At 63.9% G+C, this 25,231-nt stretch carries 22 protein-coding genes and 1 pseudogene; 10 read left to right on the forward strand and 13 right to left on the reverse strand.

The window, feature by feature from the left end; genetic code table 11:
• The first annotated feature begins 46 nt into the window (after positions 1–46).
• Together EAG14_RS10780 and EAG14_RS10785 are read left to right on the forward strand one after the other, a co-directional pair.
• Entirely contained in the window at positions 47–1,255 is a 1,209-nt protein-coding gene (locus tag EAG14_RS10780; protein ID WP_121728851.1) for an amino acid aminotransferase, read from the forward strand.
• Positions 1,239–1,850 carry a nucleotidyltransferase family protein gene (locus EAG14_RS10785; RefSeq protein WP_205603513.1) on the forward strand — a complete coding sequence of 204 codons (612 nt, stop codon included), beginning with the start codon at positions 1,239–1,241 and terminating at the stop codon, positions 1,848–1,850. The genes EAG14_RS10780 and EAG14_RS10785 overlap by 17 nt, the downstream gene beginning before the upstream one ends.
• A 109-nt stretch (positions 1,851–1,959) precedes the next feature.
• Here the strand turns inward: EAG14_RS10785 and ygiD are convergent, their stop codons facing one another.
• The gene (gene ygiD / locus EAG14_RS10790) at positions 1,960–2,862 is read right to left on the reverse strand and encodes a 4,5-DOPA dioxygenase extradiol (RefSeq protein WP_121728852.1); all 903 of its coding nucleotides are present in this window, start codon (positions 2,860–2,862) and stop codon (positions 1,960–1,962) included.
• Positions 2,863–3,010: 148 nt separating this feature from the next.
• On the opposite strand from ygiD, the gene EAG14_RS10795 reads away from it, so the two are divergent.
• From EAG14_RS10795 to EAG14_RS10810, 4 genes are all read left to right on the forward strand, one after another.
• Positions 3,011–3,901 (forward strand): CoA transferase, encoded by an 891-nt coding sequence (locus EAG14_RS10795; RefSeq protein ID WP_121728853.1) that lies wholly within the window; start codon positions 3,011–3,013, stop codon positions 3,899–3,901.
• Positions 3,902–4,223: 322 nt separating this feature from the next.
• Positions 4,224–6,083, forward strand: a complete 1,860-nt coding sequence (locus tag EAG14_RS10800) for a hypothetical protein (protein WP_121728854.1) — start codon at positions 4,224–4,226, stop codon at positions 6,081–6,083.
• A gap of 124 nt (positions 6,084–6,207) precedes the next feature.
• The gene (locus EAG14_RS10805; RefSeq protein WP_121728855.1) at positions 6,208–6,951 is read left to right on the forward strand and encodes a DUF1294 domain-containing protein; all 744 of its coding nucleotides are present in this window, start codon (positions 6,208–6,210) and stop codon (positions 6,949–6,951) included.
• Positions 6,952–7,342: 391 nt separating this feature from the next.
• Positions 7,343–7,789, forward strand: coding sequence for a hypothetical protein (locus tag EAG14_RS10810; RefSeq protein ID WP_099655401.1), 447 nt, complete (start codon positions 7,343–7,345; stop codon positions 7,787–7,789).
• Between the two features lie 137 nt (positions 7,790–7,926).
• Here EAG14_RS10810 and EAG14_RS10815 read toward each other — a convergent pair whose 3' ends face one another.
• The gene (locus EAG14_RS10815; protein WP_121728856.1) at positions 7,927–10,332 is read right to left on the reverse strand and encodes a YgiQ family radical SAM protein; all 2,406 of its coding nucleotides are present in this window, start codon (positions 10,330–10,332) and stop codon (positions 7,927–7,929) included.
• A 197-nt stretch (positions 10,333–10,529) separates the two neighbouring features.
• Here EAG14_RS10815 and EAG14_RS10820 point away from each other — a divergent pair.
• Both EAG14_RS10820 and EAG14_RS10825 read left to right on the forward strand, forming a co-directional pair.
• A pseudogene (locus tag EAG14_RS10820) lies at positions 10,530–10,997 on the forward strand (GNAT family N-acetyltransferase); the annotation flags it as partial.
• A gap of 18 nt (positions 10,998–11,015) precedes the next feature.
• Positions 11,016–11,528 carry a GNAT family N-acetyltransferase gene (locus EAG14_RS10825; protein ID WP_121730418.1) on the forward strand — a complete coding sequence of 171 codons (513 nt, stop codon included), beginning with the start codon at positions 11,016–11,018 and terminating at the stop codon, positions 11,526–11,528.
• A 46-nt stretch (positions 11,529–11,574) separates the two neighbouring features.
• On the opposite strand, the gene EAG14_RS10830 is transcribed toward EAG14_RS10825, so the two are convergent.
• The 10 genes from EAG14_RS10830 to EAG14_RS10875 form a co-directional block, all read right to left on the reverse strand.
• The gene (locus EAG14_RS10830; RefSeq protein WP_162995966.1) at positions 11,575–11,763 is read right to left on the reverse strand and encodes a hypothetical protein; all 189 of its coding nucleotides are present in this window, start codon (positions 11,761–11,763) and stop codon (positions 11,575–11,577) included.
• A 473-nt stretch (positions 11,764–12,236) separates the two neighbouring features.
• Complete coding sequence (locus tag EAG14_RS10835) at positions 12,237–13,442, reverse strand: peroxidase-related enzyme (RefSeq protein WP_121730419.1); 1,206 nt, start codon at positions 13,440–13,442, stop codon at positions 12,237–12,239.
• A gap of 58 nt (positions 13,443–13,500) precedes the next feature.
• A complete protein-coding gene (locus EAG14_RS10840) occupies positions 13,501–14,820 on the reverse strand; it encodes an acyl-CoA thioesterase/bile acid-CoA:amino acid N-acyltransferase family protein (protein WP_121728858.1) in 1,320 nt (439 codons plus the stop codon).
• 40 nt (positions 14,821–14,860) lie between these two features.
• Entirely contained in the window at positions 14,861–16,429 is a 1,569-nt protein-coding gene (locus EAG14_RS10845) for an ABC transporter substrate-binding protein (protein ID WP_121730420.1), read from the reverse strand.
• A 64-nt stretch (positions 16,430–16,493) separates the two neighbouring features.
• Complete coding sequence (locus tag EAG14_RS10850; RefSeq protein ID WP_121728859.1) at positions 16,494–17,504, reverse strand: ABC transporter ATP-binding protein; 1,011 nt, start codon at positions 17,502–17,504, stop codon at positions 16,494–16,496.
• Entirely contained in the window at positions 17,501–18,520 is a 1,020-nt protein-coding gene (locus EAG14_RS10855) for an ABC transporter ATP-binding protein (protein WP_099741104.1), read from the reverse strand. The genes EAG14_RS10850 and EAG14_RS10855 overlap by 4 nt, the downstream gene beginning before the upstream one ends.
• The gene (locus EAG14_RS10860) at positions 18,517–19,425 is read right to left on the reverse strand and encodes an ABC transporter permease (RefSeq protein WP_099741103.1); all 909 of its coding nucleotides are present in this window, start codon (positions 19,423–19,425) and stop codon (positions 18,517–18,519) included. Before EAG14_RS10860 ends, EAG14_RS10855 begins: the two co-directional genes overlap by 4 nt.
• Positions 19,422–20,399, reverse strand: coding sequence for an ABC transporter permease (locus tag EAG14_RS10865; protein WP_121728860.1), 978 nt, complete (start codon positions 20,397–20,399; stop codon positions 19,422–19,424). Before EAG14_RS10865 ends, EAG14_RS10860 begins: the two co-directional genes overlap by 4 nt.
• Positions 20,396–21,940, reverse strand: a complete 1,545-nt coding sequence (locus EAG14_RS10870) for an NAD(P)/FAD-dependent oxidoreductase (RefSeq protein WP_121728861.1) — start codon at positions 21,938–21,940, stop codon at positions 20,396–20,398. Before EAG14_RS10870 ends, EAG14_RS10865 begins: the two co-directional genes overlap by 4 nt.
• 13 nt (positions 21,941–21,953) lie before the next feature.
• On the reverse strand, positions 21,954–22,940 hold the full coding sequence (locus tag EAG14_RS10875; RefSeq protein WP_121728862.1) for a LysR family transcriptional regulator: 987 nt from the start codon (positions 22,938–22,940) through the stop codon (positions 21,954–21,956).
• A 158-nt stretch (positions 22,941–23,098) separates the two neighbouring features.
• Here EAG14_RS10875 and EAG14_RS10880 point away from each other — a divergent pair, with 158 nt between their 5' ends.
• Positions 23,099–23,695, forward strand: coding sequence for a YigZ family protein (locus EAG14_RS10880; RefSeq protein WP_099655391.1), 597 nt, complete (start codon positions 23,099–23,101; stop codon positions 23,693–23,695).
• Positions 23,696–23,775: 80 nt separating this feature from the next.
• Complete coding sequence (locus EAG14_RS10885) at positions 23,776–23,991, forward strand: YjfB family protein (RefSeq protein ID WP_099655390.1); 216 nt, start codon at positions 23,776–23,778, stop codon at positions 23,989–23,991.
• A 76-nt stretch (positions 23,992–24,067) separates the two neighbouring features.
• Here the strand turns inward: EAG14_RS10885 and EAG14_RS10890 are convergent, their stop codons facing one another.
• Positions 24,068–25,216, reverse strand: a complete 1,149-nt coding sequence (locus EAG14_RS10890) for an FAD-binding oxidoreductase (RefSeq protein ID WP_121728863.1) — start codon at positions 25,214–25,216, stop codon at positions 24,068–24,070.
• Positions 25,217–25,231 lie beyond the last annotated feature (15 nt).

The following is a 25,231-nucleotide window of genomic DNA, read 5'->3' on the forward strand; positions in this document are numbered from 1 at the left end:
CACCACGCCCGGATTCTTCGCTACTGACAACCTTTCAAGGATTTTCATGTCTCTGTTCACCGCCGTCGAAATGGCCCCCCGCGACCCCATCCTGGGTCTGAACGAACAATTCAACGCAGACACCAACCCCAACAAGGTCAACCTGGGCGTGGGCGTGTATTTCGACGACAACGGCAAGCTGCCCCTGCTGCAATGCGTGCAAGCCGCTGAAAAGGCCATGATGGACAAGCCCACCGCCCGTGGCTACCTGCCCATCGACGGCATTGCTGCCTACGACGCCGCCGTGAAGGGCCTGGTGTTCGGCGCTGAGTCCGACGTCGTCAAGAGCGGCCGCGTGGCCACCGTGCAAGCCATTGGCGGCACCGGCGGCCTGAAGATCGGCGCCGACTTCCTCAAGAAAATCAGCCCCAACGCCACCGTGCTGATTTCTGACCCCAGCTGGGAAAACCACCGCGCGCTGTTCACCAACGCCGGCTTCCCGGTGGATACCTACCCCTACTTCGACCAAAGCGCCAACGGCGGCCTGGGCGGCATCAACTTCGAAGGCATGCTGGCCAAGCTGAAGGCCGCTGCGGCGGGCACCATCGTGCTGCTGCACGCTTGCTGCCACAACCCCACCGGCTACGACATCACCGCCGCCCAATGGGAGCAAGTGATTGCCGTGGTGAAGGAACGCAACCTCACTGCCTTCCTGGACATGGCCTACCAAGGCTTTGGCTACGGCATCGCTGAAGACGGTGCTGTGATCGCCAAGTTTGTGGCCGCTGGCCTGAACATCTTTGTGTCCACCAGCTTCTCCAAGAGCTTCAGCCTGTACGGCGAGCGCGTGGGTGCCCTGAGCGTGGTCGGCAGCACCAAGGAAGAAACCGACCGCGTGCTTAGCCAGCTCAAGATCGCCATCCGCACCAACTACTCCAACCCACCCACCCACGGTGGCGCCATCGTGGCTGCCGTGCTGGGCAACCCTGAGTTGCGCACACTGTGGGAAAAAGAACTGGGCGAGATGCGGGTGCGCATCAAGGCCATGCGCCAAAAGCTGGTCGATGGCCTGAAGGCCGCTGGCGTGGCCAAGGACATGTCCTTCATCACCACCCAGATCGGCATGTTCAGCTACTCCGGCCTGTCCAAGGACCAGATGGTGCGCCTGCGCAGCGAGTTCGGCGTGTACGGCACCGACACGGGCCGCATGTGCGTGGCTGCGCTCAACAGCAAGAACATCGACTACGTCTGCCAAGCCATTGCCAAGGTCATCTGATCTGACTGAAGAAGCGGCGCTGCGGCGCCGATTCACGAGCGAAGCGCTCCAGAACCCGTACAACGCGGCCATTCTGGAGCGTTTGCCGCTTCTGGGCCTGCCGGATGCCTGGCTGGTGGCCGGCTGCCTCTTTCAGACCGCGTGGAACCTGGACAGCGGCTTTGCACCCACGGCGCATATCAAGGACTACGACCTGTTTTTCTTTGATGCGTCAGATATGTCTGAAGCGGCAGAGCAGCAGGTGCAAGCCCGTGTCACCGCCCTCTTTGCCGATCTGCCGATCACCGTGGAGGCCAAGAACCAGGCCCGCGTGCACCTTTGGTACGAACAGTGGTTTGGCTACCCCTACGAAGCGTTGCAGTCCGCCAGCCAGGGGATTGAGCGGTTTCTGGTGCCCTGCACCTGCGTAGGCTTGCAACCTGCAGCTCGGGCCGCAGTACCCAACCTTTACGCGCCATATGGCCTGCAAGAGTTGTACCGCGGCATATTGCGGCCCAACCCGCAGTGCCCGCACCTGCCGTTGTTCAAGGCCAAGGCACAAAGCTACCGCGAGCGCTGGACCTGGCTGGACATCCAGGAGATGGTGAACCAGTGAGCGACGCCCGCCGATGACCTGCTCGGTGGGCCGCAGAGTTCTAGCCTTTTAAGCCTCTAGCGCTTTAAATAAAAGCGCTGGCAGCTATCAAAAGCAGAGCAATTTGCCACTACCCCCAAAGCACCGACCGCATCGAAATCGACGCCGACTGGTAGCCCGTGTTGAAAAACCGGGGCATCTCCGTGGCCTGCACAGCGCCTGCGGCGTACAGCAAGGGCAAGTAATGCTCATGCGTGGGATGCGCCTGCTTGGCGATGGCGCCCAGGCTCAGAAAGTCCTGCAGCGCGCTCAACTGGCCCTTCTTGATCTGCTCTTGCACCACGGTGTCGAACTCGGCAGCCCAGTCATAAGCCTCGTTGGCGGCGCTGCCCCGGCGCGTCACGCGCAGGTTGTGCACGATGTTGCCGCTGCCCACAATCAACACCCCGCGCTCGCGCAAGCGTTGAATCTGCTGGCCCAGCGCGTAATGCTCGGCAGGCGGGCGGCTGTAGTCCATGCTCAGTTGCAGCACCGGGATGTGCGCCTTGGGGAACATGGGCTTGAGCACCGACCAGGTACCGTGGTCCAGACCCCACTCGCCATCGTCCACGCCCAGTGCCGCGCCCGTGGACGGAGACTTCAGCTCAGCCGCCAGGCCCCGGGCTACGGCAGGGGCACCGGGGGCTGGGTACTGCTGGTCAAACAATTCCTGAGGAAAGCCACCAAAATCGTGAATGGTCTTGGGGCTGGCCATGCCCGTGAGCTGCCAGCCGCCGCTTGTGAGCCAGTGGGCCGATACGCACAAGATCAGCTGAGGCTGCACGGCGCGGGCCAGCAGCTCGCTGCCCACGGCCTGCCAGCTGCGGCGCCACGCGTTGTCTTCAATGGCGTTCATGGGGCTGCCGTGGCCCACAAACAGCACCGGCATGCGGGGCGATGGCTTGAGGGCTTGCAGCAGCGGCAAGCCCGCTGCGCTGGACAAAGAGGTCATGAAGGCTCCCGAGGAAGCGGCCAGCCCTGCCAGGGCGGCCAAAGAGGTTCTGCGTTGCATAGGGCAAAGGCGAAGGGAGCTACCGTAACAAATTATGTATAACCCGGTGAAGGACGCCGCGCCCCAGGCAAAGTTCCTTCTTTCAACGGGTTCTCAGCCCCTTCAATCGCCCGCCATTCCCCCATTTGCCATGCCCACCCTGCCCCTCCAGCCGCTGCGCGGCACCCGCATCCTGAGCCTGGCGCTTAACCTGCCCGGCCCCGCCGCCTTGCTGCGCTGTGCACGCATGGGCGCCATCTGCACCAAGCTCGAAGCACCCGCCACCCCGCCATACCCCAGCGCAGACCCCATGGCGCTGTACAGCCCCCGGGCCTACAGCGACATGCACCAGGGCATCGCCGTGCTGCAAGCCCACCTCAAGACGGACGACGGCCAGGCCACGCTGCATGCCGAGCTGGCGCGCACCGACGTGCTGATCACATCCTTTCGCCCGTCGGCCCTGACCAAGCTGGGTCTGGGCTGGGCGGCATTGCATGCGCGGTACCCCCGCTTGTCGGTGGTGCAGATCGTGGGGGCCGCAGGCACGCGTGCCGAAGAGCCCGGCCACGACCTCACCTACCTGGCCGACGCAGGCTTGTTGGCAGGCACCGACATGCCCCCCACGCTCTACGCCGACATGGGCGGCGCGCTGATGGCCAGCGAGGCCGTGCTGCAAGCCCTGCTGGGCCGTGCCCAGACCGGCGAAGGCCAGCAGCTGGAAGTGGCCCTGGCCGCCGCCGCCGCCTGGCTGGCCCAGCCACACCACTGGGGGCTGACCACCCCAGACGGTGACGTGGGCGGGGCGCACGCGGGCTACCGCATCTACCCCTGCGCCAATGGCCGCGTGGCCGTGGCTGCGCTGGAACCCCACTTCGCCGCCCGCCTGTGCGCCGCCGCAGGCCTGCCCGCACAGGGCGACGCCGCCACCTTGCGTGCCCCAGCCACCCATGTAGCGGTGGCCGCCTTCATCGCCACCCAGACGCGCGCGCAGCTGGATGCGCTGGCGCAAGCGCAGGACATTCCGCTGCACACGCTGCCTTGATCATGGAAGTCCTGATGGCAAGTACCTAGCCTTGACTCAGCGAGGCCTCAAGCAGCTGTCGGTGATATTGCTCGGACAATTTGGAACGCCAATAGAGCGCGATAGGATCACAGCGTCTAACCCAGGAATCCGCTGCGCGAATTGAGCGGCAAGTGCGCGCAGCGGATCAGGATGGGCAGCTAGGTGCATGGAAATATGCTGCCTATCTTGATAGGTGATATTTATTTCCTGCCGAAATAAAAGATATAAAATTATAATAATAGCAACCGAAATCAATGCTTAAAAAGCATTCATCTCCAGTTGTTTTAAATAATCAAAGACCATGATGAATAACAATTACGAAGATCAATGCAAAACTGCGGAGCAGCAGTTGGCACAAGGTGATGCAGTGACGGCGATTGAAACGGCGCACCATGCTTGTAGTAGCGCACCCAGCCAAGGTCGGGCGTATAAAATCATCGCCACGGCGCTCCTCGCCCAAAATGAGTGGCTGAGTGCCCTCGAGACATACGAATTAGCATGGCTTTTGGACCCAATGGATGCAGATGCAAACATCGGCGTGAGCAAAGCACTGGTTCATTTACGTGCTATCTCAGACGCAACCCATATCGTTAGACCTTTACCGGAGCTTTCCGAATTTGGCTACTACAGTAAAGCATGCCGTCGATTTCTGCGAATCAAATTACTGGCAGCAGCCCAACGCGCAGGTGATTTGGCGCAAGGTGAAAAAACAGATGTTTTGCTGAAAACTGCCATCATTGACATTGATGCGGCTTTGTGCAACTGGAGTCACTTCCAAAAACATGTGCATTATTTTTATGAGTATGCACATCCGCAAAAATATCTTCCACCTACATCTCCGTGGCTTTCATTGTGTTTCAAAGATGATCCTGAGCTACATTTGGCTGTTGCTCAAAAATTTGTCAATGACCACGCCGGACATCAAGCGGTTACCTCTCGAAAACTGCGCCCTCTTGGCAAACTTAAAAGTCGGCCGCGCGTTGGATATTTGTCTGCTGATTTTCACGATCATGCTACATCACGCTTGATGGTCGGAATGCTAGAGGCTCATAACCGCAATGAATGGGAAATAGTGGGCCTTTCTTATGGTCCAGATGACGGCAGTGCCATGCGAAAAAGAGTGGGAGATGCCTTTGAGAATTTTGTTGACCTGAGAGGCAGTGCCATTGTAGATAACATCAAAAAAATAAAATCGCTTAATTTGGATATATTGGTAGATACAAAAGGGTTTACTGGCGACTTTGAAATGGCCTACTCCGCAAGCCGGCCAGCTCCAGTTGTTGTCAATTTTTTGGCATACCCGGGATCGATGGGCAGCACCGCCTACGATTACATCATTGGTGATCGAATTGTTACCCCATTCAATCATCAAAAATATTTCTCAGAGTGCATTGTGCAAATGCCCCATGCATATCAGCCCAATGATCCTCATCGGGTTTTTACAGAAGAAGCCCAAAATCGATCCAAAGAGGGCTTGCCAGAAAATGCATTTGTTTTGGCGGCCTTCAACAATACAAGAAAAATCACCCCCAGTCTCTTTCAGAGTTGGATGCGAATTCTTCATGACTTACCTCAAGCGGTTTTGTGGCTGTATTGCGATGATATAGCCGCAGCAAATAATTTGCATGCTAGCGCTCAGCAATCAGGAATTTCCATTGAGCGAATCGTGTTCGCAAAGCATCTGCCAGAAGTTAAGCATTTGGCACGCCATCAATTGGCGGATATTTTTCTGGATACATTTCCCTGTAATGCGCACACAACGGCCAGTGATGCACTATGGATGGGGTTGCCCATAGTAACCATGCAGGGGCAGTGCTTCGCATCACGTGTGGCGGGAAGTCTATTGGAAGCGATGAAATTACCGGAATTGATCACACAAAATCAAAGTGAATATGAACAACTCATCAAAAAATTAGCGGCCGAGCCTGAGCAGCTTAAAGCTTATAGAAATCATTTGAAAAGCTATCGCAAGGACTCAACACTATATAGCGCAGAGGCTTATGCAAAAAATATTGAGCAAGTATATTCTTTTATGATCGAACGCAGTCGAAAAGGAAAGGCGCCGCACTCATTTGAAGTTCGCGATATCAATGAGGGCGGAGGTTTTAGACTGGCCGGTAGTACAGAGTTCAAACCTGTTCAAAGCTATGTGAAAGCATAATTTCAATCTTTCAAAGAAATTGCAAGCGAGTAGTGTCCTTAAGCTTGCTGTCCAACGTTCGGTATAGATACTGCCTTGAGCACAGATTGCGCCCCCCTTCCACCCTGTTCACCGTATTTTCGGCATGCAAAAGCAAGGCACCATCACCCGCTGGGACAGCGCCCGCGCATTCGGCTTCATTCGCAGCCCCGGCGTCACGGCCGATGTGTTTTTTCACCTCAAAGACTTTCGCAGCGCCACACCCCCGCGCGAAGGGATGGCGGTGGTGTATGACGATGTGCATGTGGGCGGCAAAGGCCCGCGTGCCGTGGCGGTGCAGCCCGCAGGGGCTATAGCCACTGCGGCGCCCAGTCCCCGTTCGCCGGGTGCTCCGCGTAACGGGCAACGCCCACGCCCCGCCGCCAGCAAAGCATTGCCCCACCCCGATACCGCCCGCGCCTCTCGCTCGGCAGCGCGCCCATTGCACCCATCGGCCCGGGCCCGTGCGGGCGGCGGCCGACCCGCGGCGGGCGCTGGGCTGGCTTATGCCCTCATGCTGCTGTGGGCGGGCATGCTCGCTTGGGGACTGTGGACGCAGCGCTTGCCCCTGTGGGTGCTCGGCGCCCTAGTGGCCCTGAATGCGCTGACCCTGTGGGTGTACGCCGTAGACAAAAATGCGGCCCAGAGCGGCGGCTGGCGCACCTCGGAGAAAAACCTGCACACCCTCAGCCTGTTGGGCGGCTGGCCTGCGGCTTGGCTCGCGCAACAAAGCATGCGCCACAAATCCAGCAAGGCGGCGTTCCGCGCCATGTACTGGCTCACCATCGTGCTGCACTGTGCGGCCCTGGGGGCGTGGGTGAGTGGCTGGCTGGGTTCACAGCTGGGCTAAGCCGCCACCCCGGCGGCGTGCACTGGGCAGGCCAGCCTCTTTTCAAAATTGATAGCTGCCAGCGCTTATTTCATAAGCTATAGAGGAAATTACTGGCAGTATTTGCCCACATGCAGTGCTGAAGGCGCTAGTGTCCTGAGTTGGAGGTTCGTTGATGAAATAAGGAGGTCGAAATCGTCGTCAGGCAAGGCGCAAACCGCAGCGATAGACGCCGCTATCGCGAGGATTTGCAACGCAGCATGGCGGCGATTCTCGGCATCTTTATGAAACGAATCTCCCACTCAGGACACTAGGTGCCTGCCGCCGACAAGCGTCCAGCCTCTTGGCCTACATAGCCCGGCGCCCTCCCACGATCCAATCCAAGGTTCTGAAACCTTTACGGGAGACGCCCATGAAACCCCTCGTCATCGATTCCACCCTGACCCAGGCTGGCGGCATGTTCTACCCCACAGGCCATGTGTTTGCCCTCTTTCCGGACGAAGGCTGTGTGCGCCAGGTGGCGGCAGAGCTGGAAGCCCTGCCCAACACCGGTGAGACCGCCTACGCCCGCCCAGAAGTCATCTTGCAAGATCTGGTGCGCACCGAGGGGGCAGCGGGCGGCACCTTGCCCACCACGGGGCTGGAGGGCGAACACCTGCGCCGCATGGGCGCCCTGGCACGCCAGGGGCACCATGGTCTGCTCATCACCGTGAGCGATGCCGAGGCCGACACCCAGGCCCTGGCCAACGTGCTGCAAGCTGCTGGTGCCACAGCCGCATTCCATTACCTGAGCTTTCGCATTGCCAACCTGCTAGCCGATGCCAGTGCCGATGCCACCCCGCAGGTAGCGGTGGCCTAAACCGCACGGCGCAGCCCTGTAGCGCGACGCCCCACAAGGCGTTGCCGGCTCAGCAGGGTTTAAGAAAAAGAAGCTGCCAGCGCTTATGAAATAAGCGCTGGCAGCTTCTTTTTTGATAGCAAACTCCGCGTGCGCGATCAGCGGGGCTTGCGTGCCGACGGCTTGCCGCCACCGGTGACACGGGGCGGCAGGCCGGTGTGCTGCGTGAGCAAGCGGCCCTTTTGGGGCTGGCCTGACGGGCTGGGCTTTGCAGCTTTGCCTTGCACAGCTGCCACAGCGGGCTTGCCCACAGGCGTGGAGTTTTTGCGCCGTGCGCTTTGGTAGCCACCGTCCGTCAGGGGCTGGAAGGTCGGGATCAGGTGGTGCTTGCCGTTGCCGATCAAGTCCGCCCGGCCCATGGCCTTGAGCGCATCGCGCAGCAGCGGCCAGTTGTTGGGGTCGTGGTAGCGCAAGAAGGCCTTGTGCAGGCGGCGGCGCTTTTCACCGCGCACGATGTCCACCGACTCTTCGGCCGCGTCGCGCATCTGGCGGCGCACGCGGGTCAGCGTGTTGCGGCCCGAGTGGTACATGGCCGTGGCCGTGGCCATGGGGCTGGGGTAGAAGGTCTGCACCTGGTCGGCGCGGAAACCGTTCTTCTTGAGCCAGATGGCGAGGTTCATCATGTCCTCGTCGCTGGTGCCCGGGTGCGCGGCGATGAAGTACGGGATCAGGAACTGCTTCTTGCCCGCCTCTTCGCTGAACTTCTCGAACAGCTGCTTGAACTTGTCGTAGCTGCCGATGCCCGGCTTCATCATCTTGGTGAGCGGGCCCTGCTCGGTGTGCTCGGGCGCGATCTTGAGGTAGCCCCCCACGTGGTGCTGCACCAGCTCCTTCACGTACTCGGGCGATTTCACGGCCAGGTCGTAGCGCAGGCCCGATCCGATCAGGATCTTCTTGATGCCTTTGAGCGCGCGGCCACGGCGGTAGATCTTGATCAGCGGGCCGTGGTCGGTGGTCAGGTTCTGGCAGATGCCGGGGTACACGCAGCTGGGCTTGCGGCAGGCGGCTTCGATCTCGGGGCTGCGGCAGCCCAGGCGGTACATGTTGGCCGTGGGGCCACCCAGGTCGCTGATGGTGCCGGTGAAGCCTTTGACCTTGTCGCGGATGTCCTCGATCTCCTGGATGATGGAATCCTCGGACCGGCTCTGGATGATGCGGCCTTCGTGCTCGGTGATGGAGCAGAAGGTGCAGCCGCCGAAGCAGCCGCGCATGATGTTGATCGAGAAGCGGATCATCTCCCACGCGGGGATCTTGGTACCGTGGTCGTGGCTGCCGTTCTCGTCGGCATAGCTCGGGTGCGGGCCGCGTGCGTAGGGCAAATCAAACACGTAGTCCATCTCGGCCGTGGTCAGCGGGATGGGGGGCGGGTTGAGCCACACGTCGCGCGCCGTGACCCCCTCGCCATGCGCCTGCACCATGGCACGGGCGTTGCCGGGGTTGGTTTCCAGGTGCATCACGCGGTTGGCGTGGGCGTAGAGCACGGGGTCGCTTTTCACCTGCTCGTAGCTGGGCAGGCGGATCACGGTCTTCTCGCGCGGGGGCACCTTCAGCTTGGCCCGCAGTGCCGGGTTGGGCACAAACTGGATGGGCTGGATCGCCGGATTGGCATCAATTTGGCCGCTACCGCCCGTCCCACCAGCGCTGGCAGCTCCTGAATCAGGAGCATCTTCTTTGCTGCAAGTGCTCCCTTGCGAGGCGGCTTGCTCGCTGGTGGTCATGTAGGGGTTGATGTGCGCTTCTACCGGGCCGGGTTCGTCCACGGTGGTGGAATCGATCTCAAACCAGCCCTTGCCGCTTTCGTCGTCGGGGCGGCGCACAAAGGCCGTGCCGCGCACGTCAGTGATTTGCTCCACGGGTTCACGCGCTGCCAGGCGGTGGGCCACCTCCACCAGGGCGCGTTCGGCGTTGCCGTACAGCAGCAGGTCGCACTTGGCATCCACCACGATAGAGCGGCGCACCTTGTCACTCCAGTAGTCGTAGTGGGCGATGCGGCGCAGGCTGCCTTCGATGCCGCCCAGGATGATGGGCACGTCCTTGAACGCCTCGCGGCAGCGCTGGCTGTAGACGATAGCGGCGCGGTCGGGGCGCTTGCCGCCCACATCGCCGGGGGTGTAGGCATCGTCACTGCGGATCTTGCGGTCAGCGGTGTACCGGTTGATCATCGAATCCATGTTGCCTGCCGTCACGCCCCAGAACAGGTTGGGCTTGCCCAGCACCTTGAAGGGGTCAGCGCTTTGCCAGTCGGGCTGGGCGATGATGCCCACGCGAAAGCCCTGGGCTTCGAGCGTTCGGCCAATCACGGCCATGCCAAAGCTGGGGTGGTCCACATAGGCGTCGCCGGTGACCAGGATGATGTCGCAGCTGTCCCAGCCCAGTTTCTCCATCTCGGCGCGGCTCATTGGCAAGAACGGGGCCGTGCCAAAGCGCTTGGCCCAGTACGGACGGTAACTGGTCAAAGGCTTTGCGGCGCGCGCAAAAAAGGAGACGTCAACGGGGGCGTTCATGCAAATGGAAATGGCCGCCGAAGAAGCTTGGCGGCCACAGTCATATCGTGGGGAGGCCGCGATTTTACGGCGCCCGCCTGTTTTTGTCGCTGTTCAGACCGATGGCCCCTCAGGTTGGGGGCCTGTTTCTATACTGATGGACCACCCACACTCTGCTGCCCACCATGACACACCCCACGCCCCCTGGCCCCGTCACCCTACGCGCACTGGCCCCCGGCGACCTGGGCTGGGTGGTGCAGCAGCACGGCGAGGTGTACGCCCGCGAGTACGGCTGGAACGGGCAGTTTGAAGCCCTGGTGGCCGATATCGCTGCGCAGTTTGTGCGCAAGTTTCAGCCCGAGTGGGAGCACTGCTGGATCGCTGAGCGAGACGGTGAACGCCTGGGCGCCGTGTTTGTAGTGCGCAAAAGCCGCACGGTGGCCCAACTGCGCATGCTGATCCTGGCGCCGTCGGCACGCGGCCTGGGGCTGGGGTCACGACTCACCGACGAGTGCATTGCCTTCGCCCGCGCCAAAGGTTACAAAAAAATGGTGCTGTGGACCAACAGCTGCCTGACCACCGCCCGCCACATCTACGCGCGGCGCGGCTTTGTCTTGGTCAAGTCCGAGCCGTACGATGGTTTCGGTCAGCATTTGGTGGGTGAGACTTGGGCGTTGAAGCTTTAACCGTCGGTGCAGACCACCATGCCTTTAGATCCATCTCCGTTGATTCGCCCCGTCTGCGCTGAAGACGACCTGACTCGCATCACCGCCCTCATCCACGCGGCCTACGCACCTCATGCGGCACAGGGTTTGCGCTACTGGGGCACCCACCAAACGGTAGAAGACACGGCCAAACGCTTTGCCATGGGCATTGGGCTGGTGATGCTGGAGGGTGACGACTATGTGGGCACCGCCACCCTGCGGCGGCCCCAGCCCGAGTCTGCCGTGGTGCTGTACCGCGACCCGCAGGTCTGGTCGCTCAGCCAGTTCTGCATTGCCCCCAGTGCCAAAGGCAAGGGCTACGGCAAGCTGCTGCACACCCACTTGTTGGACGCAGCGCGGCAAGCAGGCGCCACCACCTTGGCACTGGACACCGCCCAGCCTGCTACCGCGCTGATTGCCATGTACGCGTCCTGGGGCTACCGCGTGGTGGGTGAGTGTGACTGGAGGCCCTTCACCAACTACCCCAGCGTGGTGATGGCGCAACCGCTGTAACGCGGCTGGCTATGCCACGCCGCTACTGCCAATGGGCATCAGCGGGCTACCACTCGCCCACATCCCGCACCCGCTGCGCCAGGTCCGGGGCTTCATCCCCTGCCCGGTCGGCTGCCACCGCCGCGACGACAGGAACGGGCACTGGCGCCGGGCTGGCGGGCTTCGGGTCTCCACGCCCAAAGGCGTGGTTGGTGAGTGCGTGGTGCAGGGTGTTGGCAAAAGGCAGGGCGAACATGGCGTCTCCTTCGGTGGGGTTTGGGATGTCCGGCATCACTCCCTGCGGTCTGTGGCAGCGCGGGCTCGGGCGGTTCGCTGCGTTGCTTTTCTTGCCAATAGCCCGGCTATTGGCTGCCAAAAGACGCCTTGCACCCCATCCCAACCCGCACTACCAACGCCTCGCGAGGGTGATGCAGGACATCCCAGGGCCTTTTCTTTGAACAAGTCCTCAGGCCTTTATCGGCACATGCCACCGCAAACTGCAGCAGGCGCGTGCTGTGGTGAAACTATGAACCGAAAGCGCCGCCCTGCCTATCACCCAAATGCGTTAGCTCAGCCTGTGTAGCGTTCACGCCAATGCACACCTGCCGCCACCTCTTAGAGTGGCTAACAAAACTCAGCGTAGCGGCCCTGGCTAGGCGTTTCGCCGCAGGCAGTACAAGTAGTACGACAAGGCGAGACAACGACGCCAGGGAGTTTTGTTAGCCACTCTTAGCCGCCGGGCACCACCGCCTCGCCCAGGTTCAGCATCAGCCGGTTGGCCCAGGCAAAGATGGCCACGGCGTGGATGAGGTCCAGCACCTCCAGCGCCGACAAGCCCGCCGCCTGCACAGCTTGCAGCTGGGCTGCGCCGAACTGGCCGGGGTTCAGCGTGAGGTCGATCGATGCCTGCACGATGGCGCGCTCGCGGGCGTTGGTGCCTGCACCGTGGGGATCGGTGAACACCTGGTAGATCACATCGTTGCGCTTGGCCAGTTGCTCAAACCGCTGGGCGTGGACGGAGGCGCAATACACGCAGCCGCTGATGCGCGAGACCACGGCGCTGGCCAGCTCGCGCTCGGCCCGCGAGAGCCCACCGGGCGCGTACATGATGGCGTTGAAGGCCACCGAGCGCTCTTGCAGGATGCGCGGCTGGTGCACCAGCGTCAGGTAGTAGTCCGAGGTCTTGGCGGCTGGGTGGCTGGCTTCTAGCACCGCCAGTTGCTCGGGCGAAGCCTGCTCCAGCGCCAGCACGGGCAGCCAGGCCTTCCAGCCCAGGGTCTCGCTGGTGTAGCCGTTCACGCGCACGGGCTCGCCGGGCTTGGGCAGATGGGCGGGGTGCACGAAGGGGGCTTCAGCGGCCGCCGGCGCCGTCTGCGCTGCCTCACCGCCAACGGGCAAGGCAGCCAGCGCCTGCAGGCCCGCCACCACGCGCACCTGGTAGGCCACAAACGCGATGAGCTGCGCCAGCGCGACCACCTCGGGGGTGGTCAGGCCTGCGGCGGGCAGGCGCAGCAGCGCCGCCTTGTCGCCCTCCACCGGGCGCAGGGCCAGGGTGCGGGCAAAGGTCAGGATGGCATGCAGCCGCGTGTCTGCCTGCACGCCATCCTGCGGCTGCCCCTCCAGCGCAGCCTGCTGGGCAGACGTGAGCGGTGCCGTAGCCGCCAGCGTTTGCAGTTGCGCGCGGTAGTGCGCCACCAGCACCGCACTGCCCGAGAGCTCGGCAATGCTCAGAGCCACCAACAGCCGCTCGGCCAGGCTGGGGCCGGGCAGCGCCGCATCGAACAGCCCGTCGTAACTGCCCTGCGTGGCCACCACCACCTTGTCGCGCTGGTGCCGAACGGCCAGGGTGGCGTGGCCTGCGGGCCACTGCAGCAAGCGGTCAATCACGTCCTCAGAAGTCTGTGCCTGTGTGGTGAAAGGGGCAGCGGTAGGCATGGGTTCGGTCTCCAAAATCAATCAAAAAAATTCAAACAAAATCAGGCCCCAGCGCAAGTCAGACGCCGAAAGATTGCTTCAAAAACGAGAGCACCCCAGTCCACGACTGCTGGTCGGCCAGGGCATTGGGCGCGGGCGAGCCGCCCGTGGTGCTGAGCCGCCTCGACACCGGATGGGCATACACCAGCTGCGTAGTGGGCACAAACGGGAACAGGATGGAGTGCCCTGCCCCCTCAAAGTCCAGGTGCTGCACGGCATGGGGGTGCGCGTGGCGGGCCAGCCGGTCAGCCACCATGCGGCAGTACAGGCTCGATGGCCAAGAACCGTCGTCGCTGGCCGACAGCAGCAGCACCGGGCCTGCAATGCGTTCCACCGCGATGGCAGCACGCTCCACCGCATCGGCATCCTGCAGGGCCGTGAGCAAGGCGTTTGCATGGCGGCGCGGCTCGGGGCCTTCGTCCCATGGCTGCCAGGTGGCCGTGCGGTTGGCTTGCCACAGGTGCGGCAGGGGCTGGCCCCGGTACAGCCAGGCGGGGCCGTTGCGGCTGTCGGGCCCCAGGGCTGGGTCGCAGGCGTTTTGTGCGCTGTGCACCACCGCGCCGGGCACGTAGGCAATGACGGCAGACACCCATTGCGGAAACATCGATCCCAGCAGCAGCACCAGCTCGCCACCGCGCGACTGCCCGCTGAGCGCCACCTGCCCCCGGTGGGGTCGCAGATGCCTATGCACCCATTGCAGGGCGTTTTCAAAATACTCCAGCGGTGTGTTGGAGATGTAGTCGGGCAAGCCCGGCGCCTTGAAGTAGCCCAGCGCCAGGGCTGCGTAGCCGTGCGATGCGTACAGCGCAGCACGCGGCTCGTTGAGCCCGCCCCCCGATCCGTTGAGCACCACGATCACTGGCGGCGCTAGGCCATCCACACGCGGTGCGGGGGTGAACAGCGTGGCCACCAAGCCGTCCTCGCGCACCTCGCGCCGCGTCACGCCCTCGCCTGCCAGCTGTTGCACTAGGTCAGCTTCAACGATTGAACCTGCGTCAGCGCCTTGGCGTGTGACGCTGATGGTGGTGGTCAGTGCAGCCGAAGGCTCGGCGGCAAACAGCTCGCGCGGGGCGCGGCCCCCCTCTGGCACTTGCGACCACACCAGCCCCATGGGCGATACGCCCTCGTAGCTACCTTCCACAGGCGCATCGCGCTGCAGGTCTACCTGACCCTGCGCATCGGCCACAAAGTCGGCCTGGGCGCGCCAGTGCACGCCAGGGCCGCGCACCGTGGTGCTGTGCAGGGTGATGCGCTCGCCGGGCGCCAGGCCCTGCACGGTGATGTGGCGCGGCACGTCGATCAAGGCGTGCTGCGGCGTGATGGTGAGCAAAGCCGTCATACGGGGTGCCGCCTTGGTGCTGTTCTGTGATGTGGGCCGATTACTTGGCCGCGCGCGTGACCTGCAGCGCCGTGGTGCGGTCGCTCAGCAGCGGGGTAACCTTCAGCCCCTTTTTGGCGGCCCAGATGTTCTGGTAGTGGAACAACGGGATATGGCCCACGTCGTCCGTCACCAGCTTGGCCGCGTGGCGGAAAATGGCGGAGCGGCGGTCGGCCGAGAACTCCACCGTGGCAGCATCCAGCGCCTTGTCCACCGATTCATTGTTGTAACGCCCCCAGTTGTTGGCGCCCCGGCCGCGTTTGGCGTCGGTGGTGGCCAGGGTTTGCAGCAGGCCATAGCCCGCCTCGCCCGTGCCATTGCCCCAGGCGATCACGCTCACGGCGTAGTCGTTTTTGTTGGCGCGGCTGGAGTACGCGGCCCATGGCACCACCTCCACCTTGGTCTTCACGCCCACACGGCTCCAGAACTGGGCCACAGCCTGCACCGTCTCAGGTGCCTGGGGGTAGCGGTCGCCGGGCACGTGGATGGTGATCTGAAAGCCCTGGGCAAACCCCGCATCGGCCAGCAGCTTCTTGGCCTGCTCGGGGTTGTAGGCAATGTCTTTGACCTCGGGGTTGTAGCCAAAGCTGCCCTTGGGCATCCACTGGTTGGCTTCGGTCACGGTGCCTTGCAGCACGCGGTCGGCCAACGCCTTGCGGTTGATGGCCACCGACAGGGCCTGGCGCACGCGCTGGTCGCGCAGTGGGTTCTCGGCCAGCGGCTTGCCCGCGTTGTCGGTGATGAATTCGTTGGCACCGGGCTTGAAGCTGGGCTGCAGCAGCAGCACACGCAGGCCGGGGTAGGTATACACGCTCACGGTGGGCGTCTTGCGCAGCTTCTCCACATCGGTCACGGCCACCTTGTCGATCACGTCTACATCGCCCGCCAGAAGTGCGGCAGTTCGGGCGGCACCGTTGTTGATGAAGCGGTAGGTGACCTTCTCCCACTCGGGCTTGGGGCCGTAGTAGCCAGGGTTGCGCTCAAACACGGTGCGGTCGCCCGGCGTGAACGAGACAAACTTGTATGGGCCCGTGCCCACCACGGCGCGGCCTGCGTTGTAGTCCTCGGTCTTGCTCTTCTCGCCCACATGCTTGCTCACGATGTAGATGGAGGCGATCTCCAGCGGCAGCATGGGGTTGGGGGTGTTGGTCTTGACGATGACGGTGTGGGCGTCTTTGGCGGTGACAGATTCCACCGTGCGCAGCGCACCGGCATACGACGCGACGGAGCCCGGCACGTTGCGCGCCCGGGTGAACGAATACACGATGTCGTCGGCCGAGAAGGCCTTGCCGTCTTGCCACTGGATGTCGCTGCGCAGCTTGAACTCCCAGGTTTTTTCATCGAGCGATTTCCAGCTCGAAGCCAGCGCGGGCTCCAGCTTGCCGCCGTCGCGCGAGTTGATGATCGAATCCCAGAAGTGCAGCGCCAACGAGCGGTCGCCCGCATGGTTGTTGAGCTGCGGGTCCACCGACGAGATGGGGTCGGCAAAGGCGATAGACAGGTTCTGGGCCTGGGCGCTGGCGGCCAGCAAGGCGGCCGCAGCGATCACGGCAAGGCGCAAGGGGGTCATGGGGTCAATCTCCGGTTGAATGCGGTCAAGGGCGAAAACGGTGTGGAAGCGGTTTGAAAAATGCTCAGGCGCCGTCATTGAGGTGGCAAGCGCTGGCGTGCTGGATGGCAATGCCGCGCAGCGTGGGCACCTCGGTGGCGCAGCGCGGCATGGCCTGCGGGCAGCGCGGATGAAAGTGGCAGCCCGAGGGCGGGTGGATGGGGCTGGGAATCTCGCCCCGAATCGCGCCAAAGTGCGTGCCCCGGTTGCCAATGCGCGGGATTTCTGCCAGCAGGGCACGGGTGTAGGGGTGGTTGGGGCGGGCAAACAGCTCTTCGACCGGCGCGGTTTCCACCACGCGGCCCAGGTACATCACGACCACCCGGTCGCTCAGGTGCTCGATCACGCCCAGGTCATGGCTGATGAACAGGTAGGCCAGGCCCAACTGGTCGCGCAGGTCCATGAACAGGTTCAGGATTTGCGCCTGAATGGACACGTCGAGTGCTGCTACGGCCTCGTCGCATACCAGCAGCGTGGGCTGCACCGCCAGCGCCCGGGCAATGCCAATGCGCTGGCGCTGGCCGCCGCTGAACTGGTGCGGGTAGCGAAAGCGCAGCGATGGGTCCAGCCCCGCACGTGCAAGCTGGGCGCACACGTAGTCGTCCTCGCCCGCTGCATCGGTCAGGCCGTGCAGCCGGGCGGCCTCGCCCACTATGCGCGCCACGCGCAGGCGGGGGTTCAGGCTGCCAAACGGGTCTTGAAACACCATTTGCGTGGCCAGGCGCGCCGCGGTGCGCTCTGGCCCTTGCAGGCTATGCAGCGCACGGCCTTGGGCCAGCACCTCGCCCTCGGTGGGCTGCAGCAGGCCTACGGCAATGCGCCCCAGGGTGGACTTGCCACAGCCGGACTCGCCCACGAGCCCCACGACTTCGCCAGGGTTTACTTGCAGGTCCACACCGTCTACCGCGTGCGTCACCACGGGTGCCTTCGCCAGACCCAGGCGCTGCAGGGCCTGGCTCACCGGGCCTTTAGGCGCCTGCTTGCCAAAACGCTGCGCGACGCCGCGCAGCTCAATCAAAGGGGTGGTTGCGTTCATGCGGCCTCCGCCAATGGGGACGCCGTGCCAGCGCCGGGGTGAAAGCAACGCACGCGGTGCGTGCCAGCATCGCCCTGGCCCGCTGCCGACGCCACCGCCAACAACTCTGGCTTTTGGCCACAAGCCGCGCTGGCCCGGTCGCACCGGGGGGCAAAGGCGCAGCCTGCGGGCATGTTCAGTAATTGGGGCGCCATGCCCGGGATTTGCCGCAGCCGCGCGCCGCGCCGGTTGGCGCTGGGCAGGCTGCCAATCAGGCCCTGGGTGTAGGGGTGTTGGGGGTGGTCCAGCACCTGGTCCACCGTGCCCTGCTCCACGATGCGGCCGGCGTACATGACGGCAATCTCGTCTGCCAGCCCGGCCACCACCGACAGGTCGTGGCTGATCCAGATCAGCGAGGTGCCGCGCTCGCGCACCAGTTTTTGCACCTCAGACAGTATCTGGGCCTGGATGGTCACGTCCAGCGCCGTGGTGGGTTCGTCGGCAATGATGAGGTCGGGCCCATGCAGCATGGCAATGGCAATGGCCACGCGCTGGCGCATGCCGCCCGAGAGCTGGTGCGGGTAGGCCAGCAGCCGCTCGTGCGGACTGGGGATGCCCATGAGCGCCAGCGTCTGTGCGGCCTGCTCACGCGCCTGGGCTTTGGACACCTTGCGGTGTGCCAGCACCGTCTCCATCATCTGCACGTCAATGCGCAGCACGGGGTTGAGGGTGGCCATGGGGTCCTGAAAGATCATGGCCATGCGGTTGCCGCGCAGCGCACGGCGCTCGGCCTCGCTCAGCTGGGTAGTGTCTTGCCCGTTCAGCAGTACCTGCCCACCCTCGATGCGCCCCGGCGCATCGACCAGGCCCATGATGGAAAAACCGGTGACCGACTTGCCAGAGCCCGACTCCCCCACCAGGCCCAGCACCTTGCCGCGCCCAATGACAAACGACACGCCATCGACCACCGGCAGCACCCCTGCGCGGGTGTGGAAGCGGGTGACCAGATTGCGCACTTCAAGAAGAGAGTCGGTCATTTTTCTAGCCTTGGGTTCAGCACATCGCGCAATTGGTCACCCACCAGATTGATGGCCACGATGGTGCCCAGCAGCGCCAGGCCCGGGAAGAAGCTGATCCAGTACTCGTGGGACAGCAGATATTGGTAGCCGTTGGAGATAAGCAGCCCGAGCGATGGCTCGGTGATGGGCACGCCCAGACCCAGGAAGGACAGCGTGGCCTCCAGCGTGATGGCGCGTGCCACCTGCAGCGCACCAATGACCAGCAGCGGCGGCAGGCAGTTGGGCAGGATGTGCCCGGTGACAATGCGCCAGGGCCCAATGCCCTGCCCCCGAGCTGCTTCGACGTATTCGCGCCGCGCCTCCACCAGGGCCTGGCCCCGGGCGGTGCGGGCGTAGTAGGCCCATTCCAGCAGCACCAGCGTGAGCACCACGTTGCCAATGCCCTTGCCCATGTAGGCCAGGATCATCAACGCCATGAGGATGGTGGGAAACGACAGCAGCAAGTCCACCAACCGCATCAGCGCCGCATCGACCTTGCCTCCAGCGTAGGCGGCCAGCAGGCCCAACAGGGTGCCCAGCACCGCCGCAATCAGGGCCGATCCCACGCCCACCAGCAAGCTGATGCGCAGGCCGTAAATGATGGCCGAATACAGGTCACGCCCCTGCCCGTCGGTGCCCAGCACGTAGCGGTAGCCGCCCTCTGCACTGGTGCTGCCGGGGGGCAGGCGCGCGTCCATCACATCCAGCTGCATGAGGTCGTAGGGGTTTTGCGGCGTGATCCAGGGCGCGCACAGGGCGGCGATGGCCACCAGGGCCAGCACCACCAAGCCGCCAAGGGCCACGCGCGATTGCACAAAGTCCGTGCCCACGCGCCACCAGATCGAGCGGTCTCTGACCGCAGGGGTAGGTGTTGCCCCGCTCATGCTGCGCCCTCCAGCCGCACGCGCGGGTCAAGCAGGCGGTAGAGCACGTCCACCAGCAAATTGAGTGTCACAAAGATCACAACCACCACCATGAGATAAGCAACCACCACGGGGCGGTCCAGCGAATTGATGCTGTCCAAAATGAGCTTGCCCGCGCCCGGCCAGGCAAAGATGGACTCGGTGACCACTGCGTAAGCGATGGTCGATCCCAGCTCCAGGCCCAGCACCGTGACCAGTGGAATCAGCGTGTTGCGTAGCACATGCATGAGCACCACGCGCAGGGGCGAGAGGCCCTTGGCGCGCGCAAACTTCACAAAGTCTTGCGGCAGCACCTCACGCACCCCGGCGCGTGTGAGCCGCAGCACCAGCGAAATCTTGAACAGCGCCAGATTGAACGCGGGCAGCACCAGGTGCTGCAGCCCGTCCCACGTCAGCCAGGACCATTGCACGCCCAGCAGAGAGCGTGTCTCGCCCCGGCCACTGGCGGGCAGCCAGCCCAGTTGCACGCTGAACACCATGATGAGCATCAGCGCCACCCAAAACGCAGGCAACGAGAACCCCACAATGCTGCCCGCCATAAGCCCTTTGGACAGCGGATGCTCGGGCCGCATACCCGCCCACAGCCCCAGCGGCACACCCAGCACCACCGCCAGCAGCAAAGCGGCCACGGCCAGCTCTAGCGTGGCGGGCAAACGGTGCAGGATGAGACGCACAGCGTCTTCTTGGTAGACGAAACTCTTGCCTAGCTCACCACGCACGGCACCCTCGACAAACGCAAGGTATTGCTGCCACGGGGGCTTGTCCAGCCCCAGGCGGGCAATGGCCGCCAGGCGTTCGGCCTGGTTCATGTCGTCGCCCACCAGGATGTCCACCGGGTTGCCAATGGAGTGCAGGCCCACAAAGACGATCATCGTCATCACCCACACCACCAGCGCGGCCTGGGCCAAGCGGCGCAGCAGCCAGCCCAGCGTCATGCCTGTGCCACCGGTTCAGCCGCACCGGCTGGCACGGCTTCGTCGTAGGGCGGAAACTCAGCGGGTGTCCATTCCGTGCCGTCCAGCTCGGGCTCGGCATAGGCCTGCATGGCGCTGTAATGGGTTTGCACGTCCTGCGCCAGCAGGCCTGCCGCCAGCCCACGGGCCAGGCGCTGCGCACCATCGCTGATTTGCGGAATGTCGCCAGCGCCCGCGCCTTGCGACAACGCTGCGGCGTAGTTGAAGCAATGCACGCGCTCCAGCCCCGGCAAGGCCCCCGGCGTGCGCGGCTGGAACTCAAACACCGGCCCCAGGTCGGGCGAGCCCGCCAGCTCAGCATCGGGCACACCATCGGCTGGCGCGAACCGATCACCCCAGGTGCGCACATGGGGAGCCAGCCGCGCAAACTCAGGCCGCTGGCCCCAGTCGGTGCGAAAGCCGGTGCAGAAAATCACAAAGTCGGCGGCCAGTGGGCCTTTGCCGGTGTCGATGCGCAGCACGCCATCGCTGCGCTGCTGCACGCCGGTCACGGGGGTGTTCAGGTGGAAATGCGCGTTGGTATGGCGCGATACCCGCAGTGTGCTGCCATGGGGTGGCGGCACTTGCGAGATGTTGATGTACCGCCGAAAGCGCCACTTCCACTCGTCAGGCAGGGCCCAGAAGCCCTGGGACATGCCGGGGTTGCCTGCCCCCTTGCCTTTGTTGACGCGCGGCAGCTCGGCGCGGCGGATCAGCAAATCCACGCGTGCAGCGCCATGCTCCAGCGCCGTTGCGGCGGCGTCCATGGCCGACGAGCCACCGCCAATCACGGCCACACGCAGGCCGCGCAGTGCTTCCCCATCCCACTCGTGTGAGGAATGCACCCAGCGCTCACGCGGCACCTGGGTGGCCCAGTCGGGCAGCCAAGGGCCACCCAGGCCGTCGCGCCCGGTGGCCAGCACGGCATGGCGGGCCAGCACGGTGTAGGGCCGGGGCGCTGCGCCCGGGGTTTCGTCCCGCAGGCTCAGTTGCACCACGCCGTCGCCACGCGGTTGCACATCTTGCAAATGCTGGTGGTTGCGCACATCCAGGCCCAGCACCTGGCGGTACCAGCGAAGGTAGTCGGCCCATTGCAGGCGCGGAATTTTGTCGAGTGCTTGCCACTGCTCCAGGCCAAACTGGGCCTCGAACCAGGCGCGGAAGGTCAGCGCGGGCAGGCCCAGCGCGGGGCCCGTGAGCTCTTTGGGGCTGCGCAGGGTTTCCATGCGCGCCGTGGTGGCCCAAGGGCCCTCAAAGCCAACGGGTGCCTTGTCAAAAATGCGGGCTTGTACCCCCAGGTTGCGCAGCGACGCAGCCAGCGCCAGCCCGCCCATACCACCGCCAACGATGGCCACGTCCAACACCTCTTGCCCATCGACCGTGCGCGCAGGCACCCAGGGCTTGGCGGGCAGGCACAGCCACTGCAGGTCTTGGCGCAGGCGCGCCTCCAGGGCAGGCAAACCAAGGGCGTCGCCAGACACTGCGGTCGTGGCGGAGGGTTCAGCGGGGGACGGTAATGTCATAGGGTCGTCACAGTCAAAAGTTGTCACTCAATTCAGGCGCCGCTGCCTTGCCTTGCAACAGCCGCACCTGCTCAGCAGCGCTGTGCTGCACGAAACCCGGCACGGCCTGGGCGGCCAGCAGCAGCGCGTTGGCCAGCGCCTGCACGGGCTCGCTGATGGGGCGGCCCGCAGGCACCACCACGCCAAAGTCAAACGGTATGGACAAATCCAGCGGCCGCACCACCACCCCTTCGGCGGGCGCGCCCAGCGCGGTCAGCGGCTCCAGCACCGCCACGCCCAGCCCGGCGCGCACCAAGGCCTGGGCGTTGATGGAGGAGTTGGTTTCGATGAAGGGCTGCTGCAGCGCGGCATCTGCTGCGCCCGCAGCCTGGGGCCACACCGCGTTGAGCCGGTGGCGCAATCGGTAGGGGTTGCTCATGGTCACGATGCGGCGCTGCGCCAGGGCCGCGAGTGGCACCACGGGCAACGCGGCCAACGGGTCATTGGCCGCAAGCACTGCCACGCAAGGCGCCTGGCCCAGCCACAGCACCTGCAGGCCCTTGTGTTCCAAAGGCAGGCTGCTGGCGCCCAGCTGCACCACGCCGTTGAGCACGTCTTGCACCACCTGTTCGGGCGCCGCCGAACGCAGGCGCACCGGCGTCACTCCGTTGCGGGCCTCCAGCGCCCGCAAGGCCTGCGGCATCAAGCCCACGGCCAGTGCAGAGGTGGCCGCCAGCACCAGGGGTTGCGCGGCACTGCCCCGCGCGATGTCTGCAGCGCGGGCACGGATGTGCCGCAAGCCCCCCAAGGCGCGCTCCACATCGCCATACAGCAGGTAGGCCTGCTCGGTGGGTGTGACACGGGGGCCACTGCGCACAAACAGGGCGTAGCCAATCTCCGCCTCCAGCTCTTGCACCAAACGCGTGATGGCGGGCTGAGAGCGGTCGAGCAAGCGGGCGGCGCCTGTCACGCTCCCGGAGGTCATCACAGCTGCGAAGGCTTCAAGTTGGCGAATTTCCATAGCACATGAATAAGATTTACGCATCATGATGCATCAAGCATGCCAAATACAAATACTAAAACCGCATGTGCATATGCAAAGAAATGCGCTGTGGTGTTCTGCCCGCCCGCAGCGGCACCAGCGGGGCAGGCGTGGTGGCGCTTTACACTCAGGCCCCCATGCCCCAGACCCTGGCCGCCCCGGCCCACAGCGAACTCATCATCAAGAAAAGCCGCTTCATCGGCTGCGTGCAGCCCATGCCTGACCGGGCCAGTGCGCAAGCCGTGGTGGATGCGCTATGGAAGCAACACCCCGGCGCGGCCCATGTGTGCTGGGCATTGTTGGCCGGCGGGCAGTCGGCTGCGGTCGACGATGGCGAGCCCAGCGGCACGGCCGGCCGCCCCATGCTGGACGTGATGCGCCACCAGGACCTGGAAGGCGTTCTGGCCACCGTGGTGCGCTACTTTGGCGGCGTGAAACTGGGCGCTGGAGGCCTGGTGCGGGCCTATACCGACTGCGTGGCCCAGGCGCTGCTGACCGCCCCCAAGGTGGTGCTACAGGCCATGGCCACACTCGAATGCAGCGTGCCCTATTCGCTAGAGGGGCTGCTGCGCCGCGAAATTGACGCGGTTGGGGCGGAGCTGCTGCGGGTGGACCATGGTTCACTGGTCACACTGCAGTGGCGGCTACCGAAAAGCCAGGCCGCTGCTTGCCAACAGCGCATCAATGACAGTGGCCAAGGCCGGGTGGGATGGATTGAAGCCCGCGAGATGTAACAACGCGCCAGCCCCCTCAAAAAGAGCTCAATACCGAGTACCTACCTGCCGATAACTAACCACTAACCCAAGGAATCACCATGGACGTGGCACTTACCAACAGCATTGTCAGCACCGCCACTTCGCTGGCCAGTGCCAAAACATCGGATGCATTGAACATGGTGGTGCTCAAGAAAGCACTGGACATTCAGGCGACATCGGCCAGCACCATGCTCAATGCCATGCAGCAATCGATGCCGCAGCCCGCCCTGGCCACCAGCGGCACACTGGGCACCCAGGTCAACACTTTTGCCTGAGCGCGCTGCGCCAAGCAAGGCGTAACGCAAAAAGGGGCTACAGGCCCCTTCCCCCATTCTTGGCACAGTGTCAAGGCTAGCGCAGGCGCGCGGGTGACAGGCCTTCGACGGAGACACCCTCGCGGACCAGGCTGTCGGCCAGTGGCTCAGCGCGCAACAGCTGCCGCGCCAGCAGCGATGCACCTGCTGCGCTTTGAATGCCGTAGCCGCCCTGCCCGGCCAGCCAGAAAAATCCCGGGACATGGTTGTCCCAGCCAATCACCATGTCCCCATCAGGCACGAAAGAGCGCAACCCAGCCCAGGTGTGGGATGGGCGGCGGATCTGAAAGGTGGTTTTCTCTTCAATGTGGTAGATGCCTGTGGCCACATCCAATTCTTCGGGCACCACATCGTGCGGATGGGTCGGGTCGGCGTTGGCGGGGGAGCCCAGCAGCTGGCCCGCATCGGGTTTGAAGTAGAAGCTCTCGTCCACGCTCACCACGGCGGGCCATTGGTGCGCATCCATGCCCTCGGGCACCGCAAAGGTGAAAGCGGTGCGCCTGCGCGGCTCCAGCCCGATGGGGGGCACGCCCGCAAGACCGGCCACCACATCGGCCCAAGCGCCCGCAGCATTGACGATGGTTTTGGCCTCCAAGACTCTGCCATCGGCCAGCGTGACTTGCCAAACATCGCCCTGGCGTTGCAAAGCTGTGACCTCTGCGTGGGTCAGCACCTGCCCGCCCCGCTGGCGCAGCCCCCGCAAGTAGCCCTGGTGCAGGGCGTGCACGTCAATGTCGGCGGCTTCGGGCTCGCTCATGCCTGCAGCCACGGCTTCGGGCTTGAGGCAGGGCAGCTGGGCCAGCAAGGCCGCCTGCTCTACCCACTCGACATTGGGCGAGGCAGCCCGGGCCTCGTCATAGGTCTGGCGCAGCAAGTCCAGCTGGTCTGGCCCTGCCACGTACACCACCCCACGCGGCGAAAGGATGGGGTCGTCACCAAATTCCGGCGGCGGCGCGTCGTAGAACGCGCGGCTGGCCCGGGTCAGCGCCTGGATGTTGGGCGTGCCGTAGGTGGCCATGTACAGGGCCGCTGAGCGCCCCGTCGTGTGGTAGCCGGGCTGAGATTCGCGCTCGAGCAGCAGCACGCTCGCGCCCTGTCCCTCTTCTTGCGCCAACTGCCAAGCCACCGACGCACCCGCAATGCCTGCACCGATGACGATGTAATCTGCCTTTTGTAGGGTTTGCATGGTCTGTACCCCCCA

It is taken from the genome of Acidovorax sp. 1608163 (assembly GCF_003669015.1).
Taxonomy (GTDB): Bacteria; Pseudomonadota; Gammaproteobacteria; order Burkholderiales; family Burkholderiaceae_C; genus Acidovorax.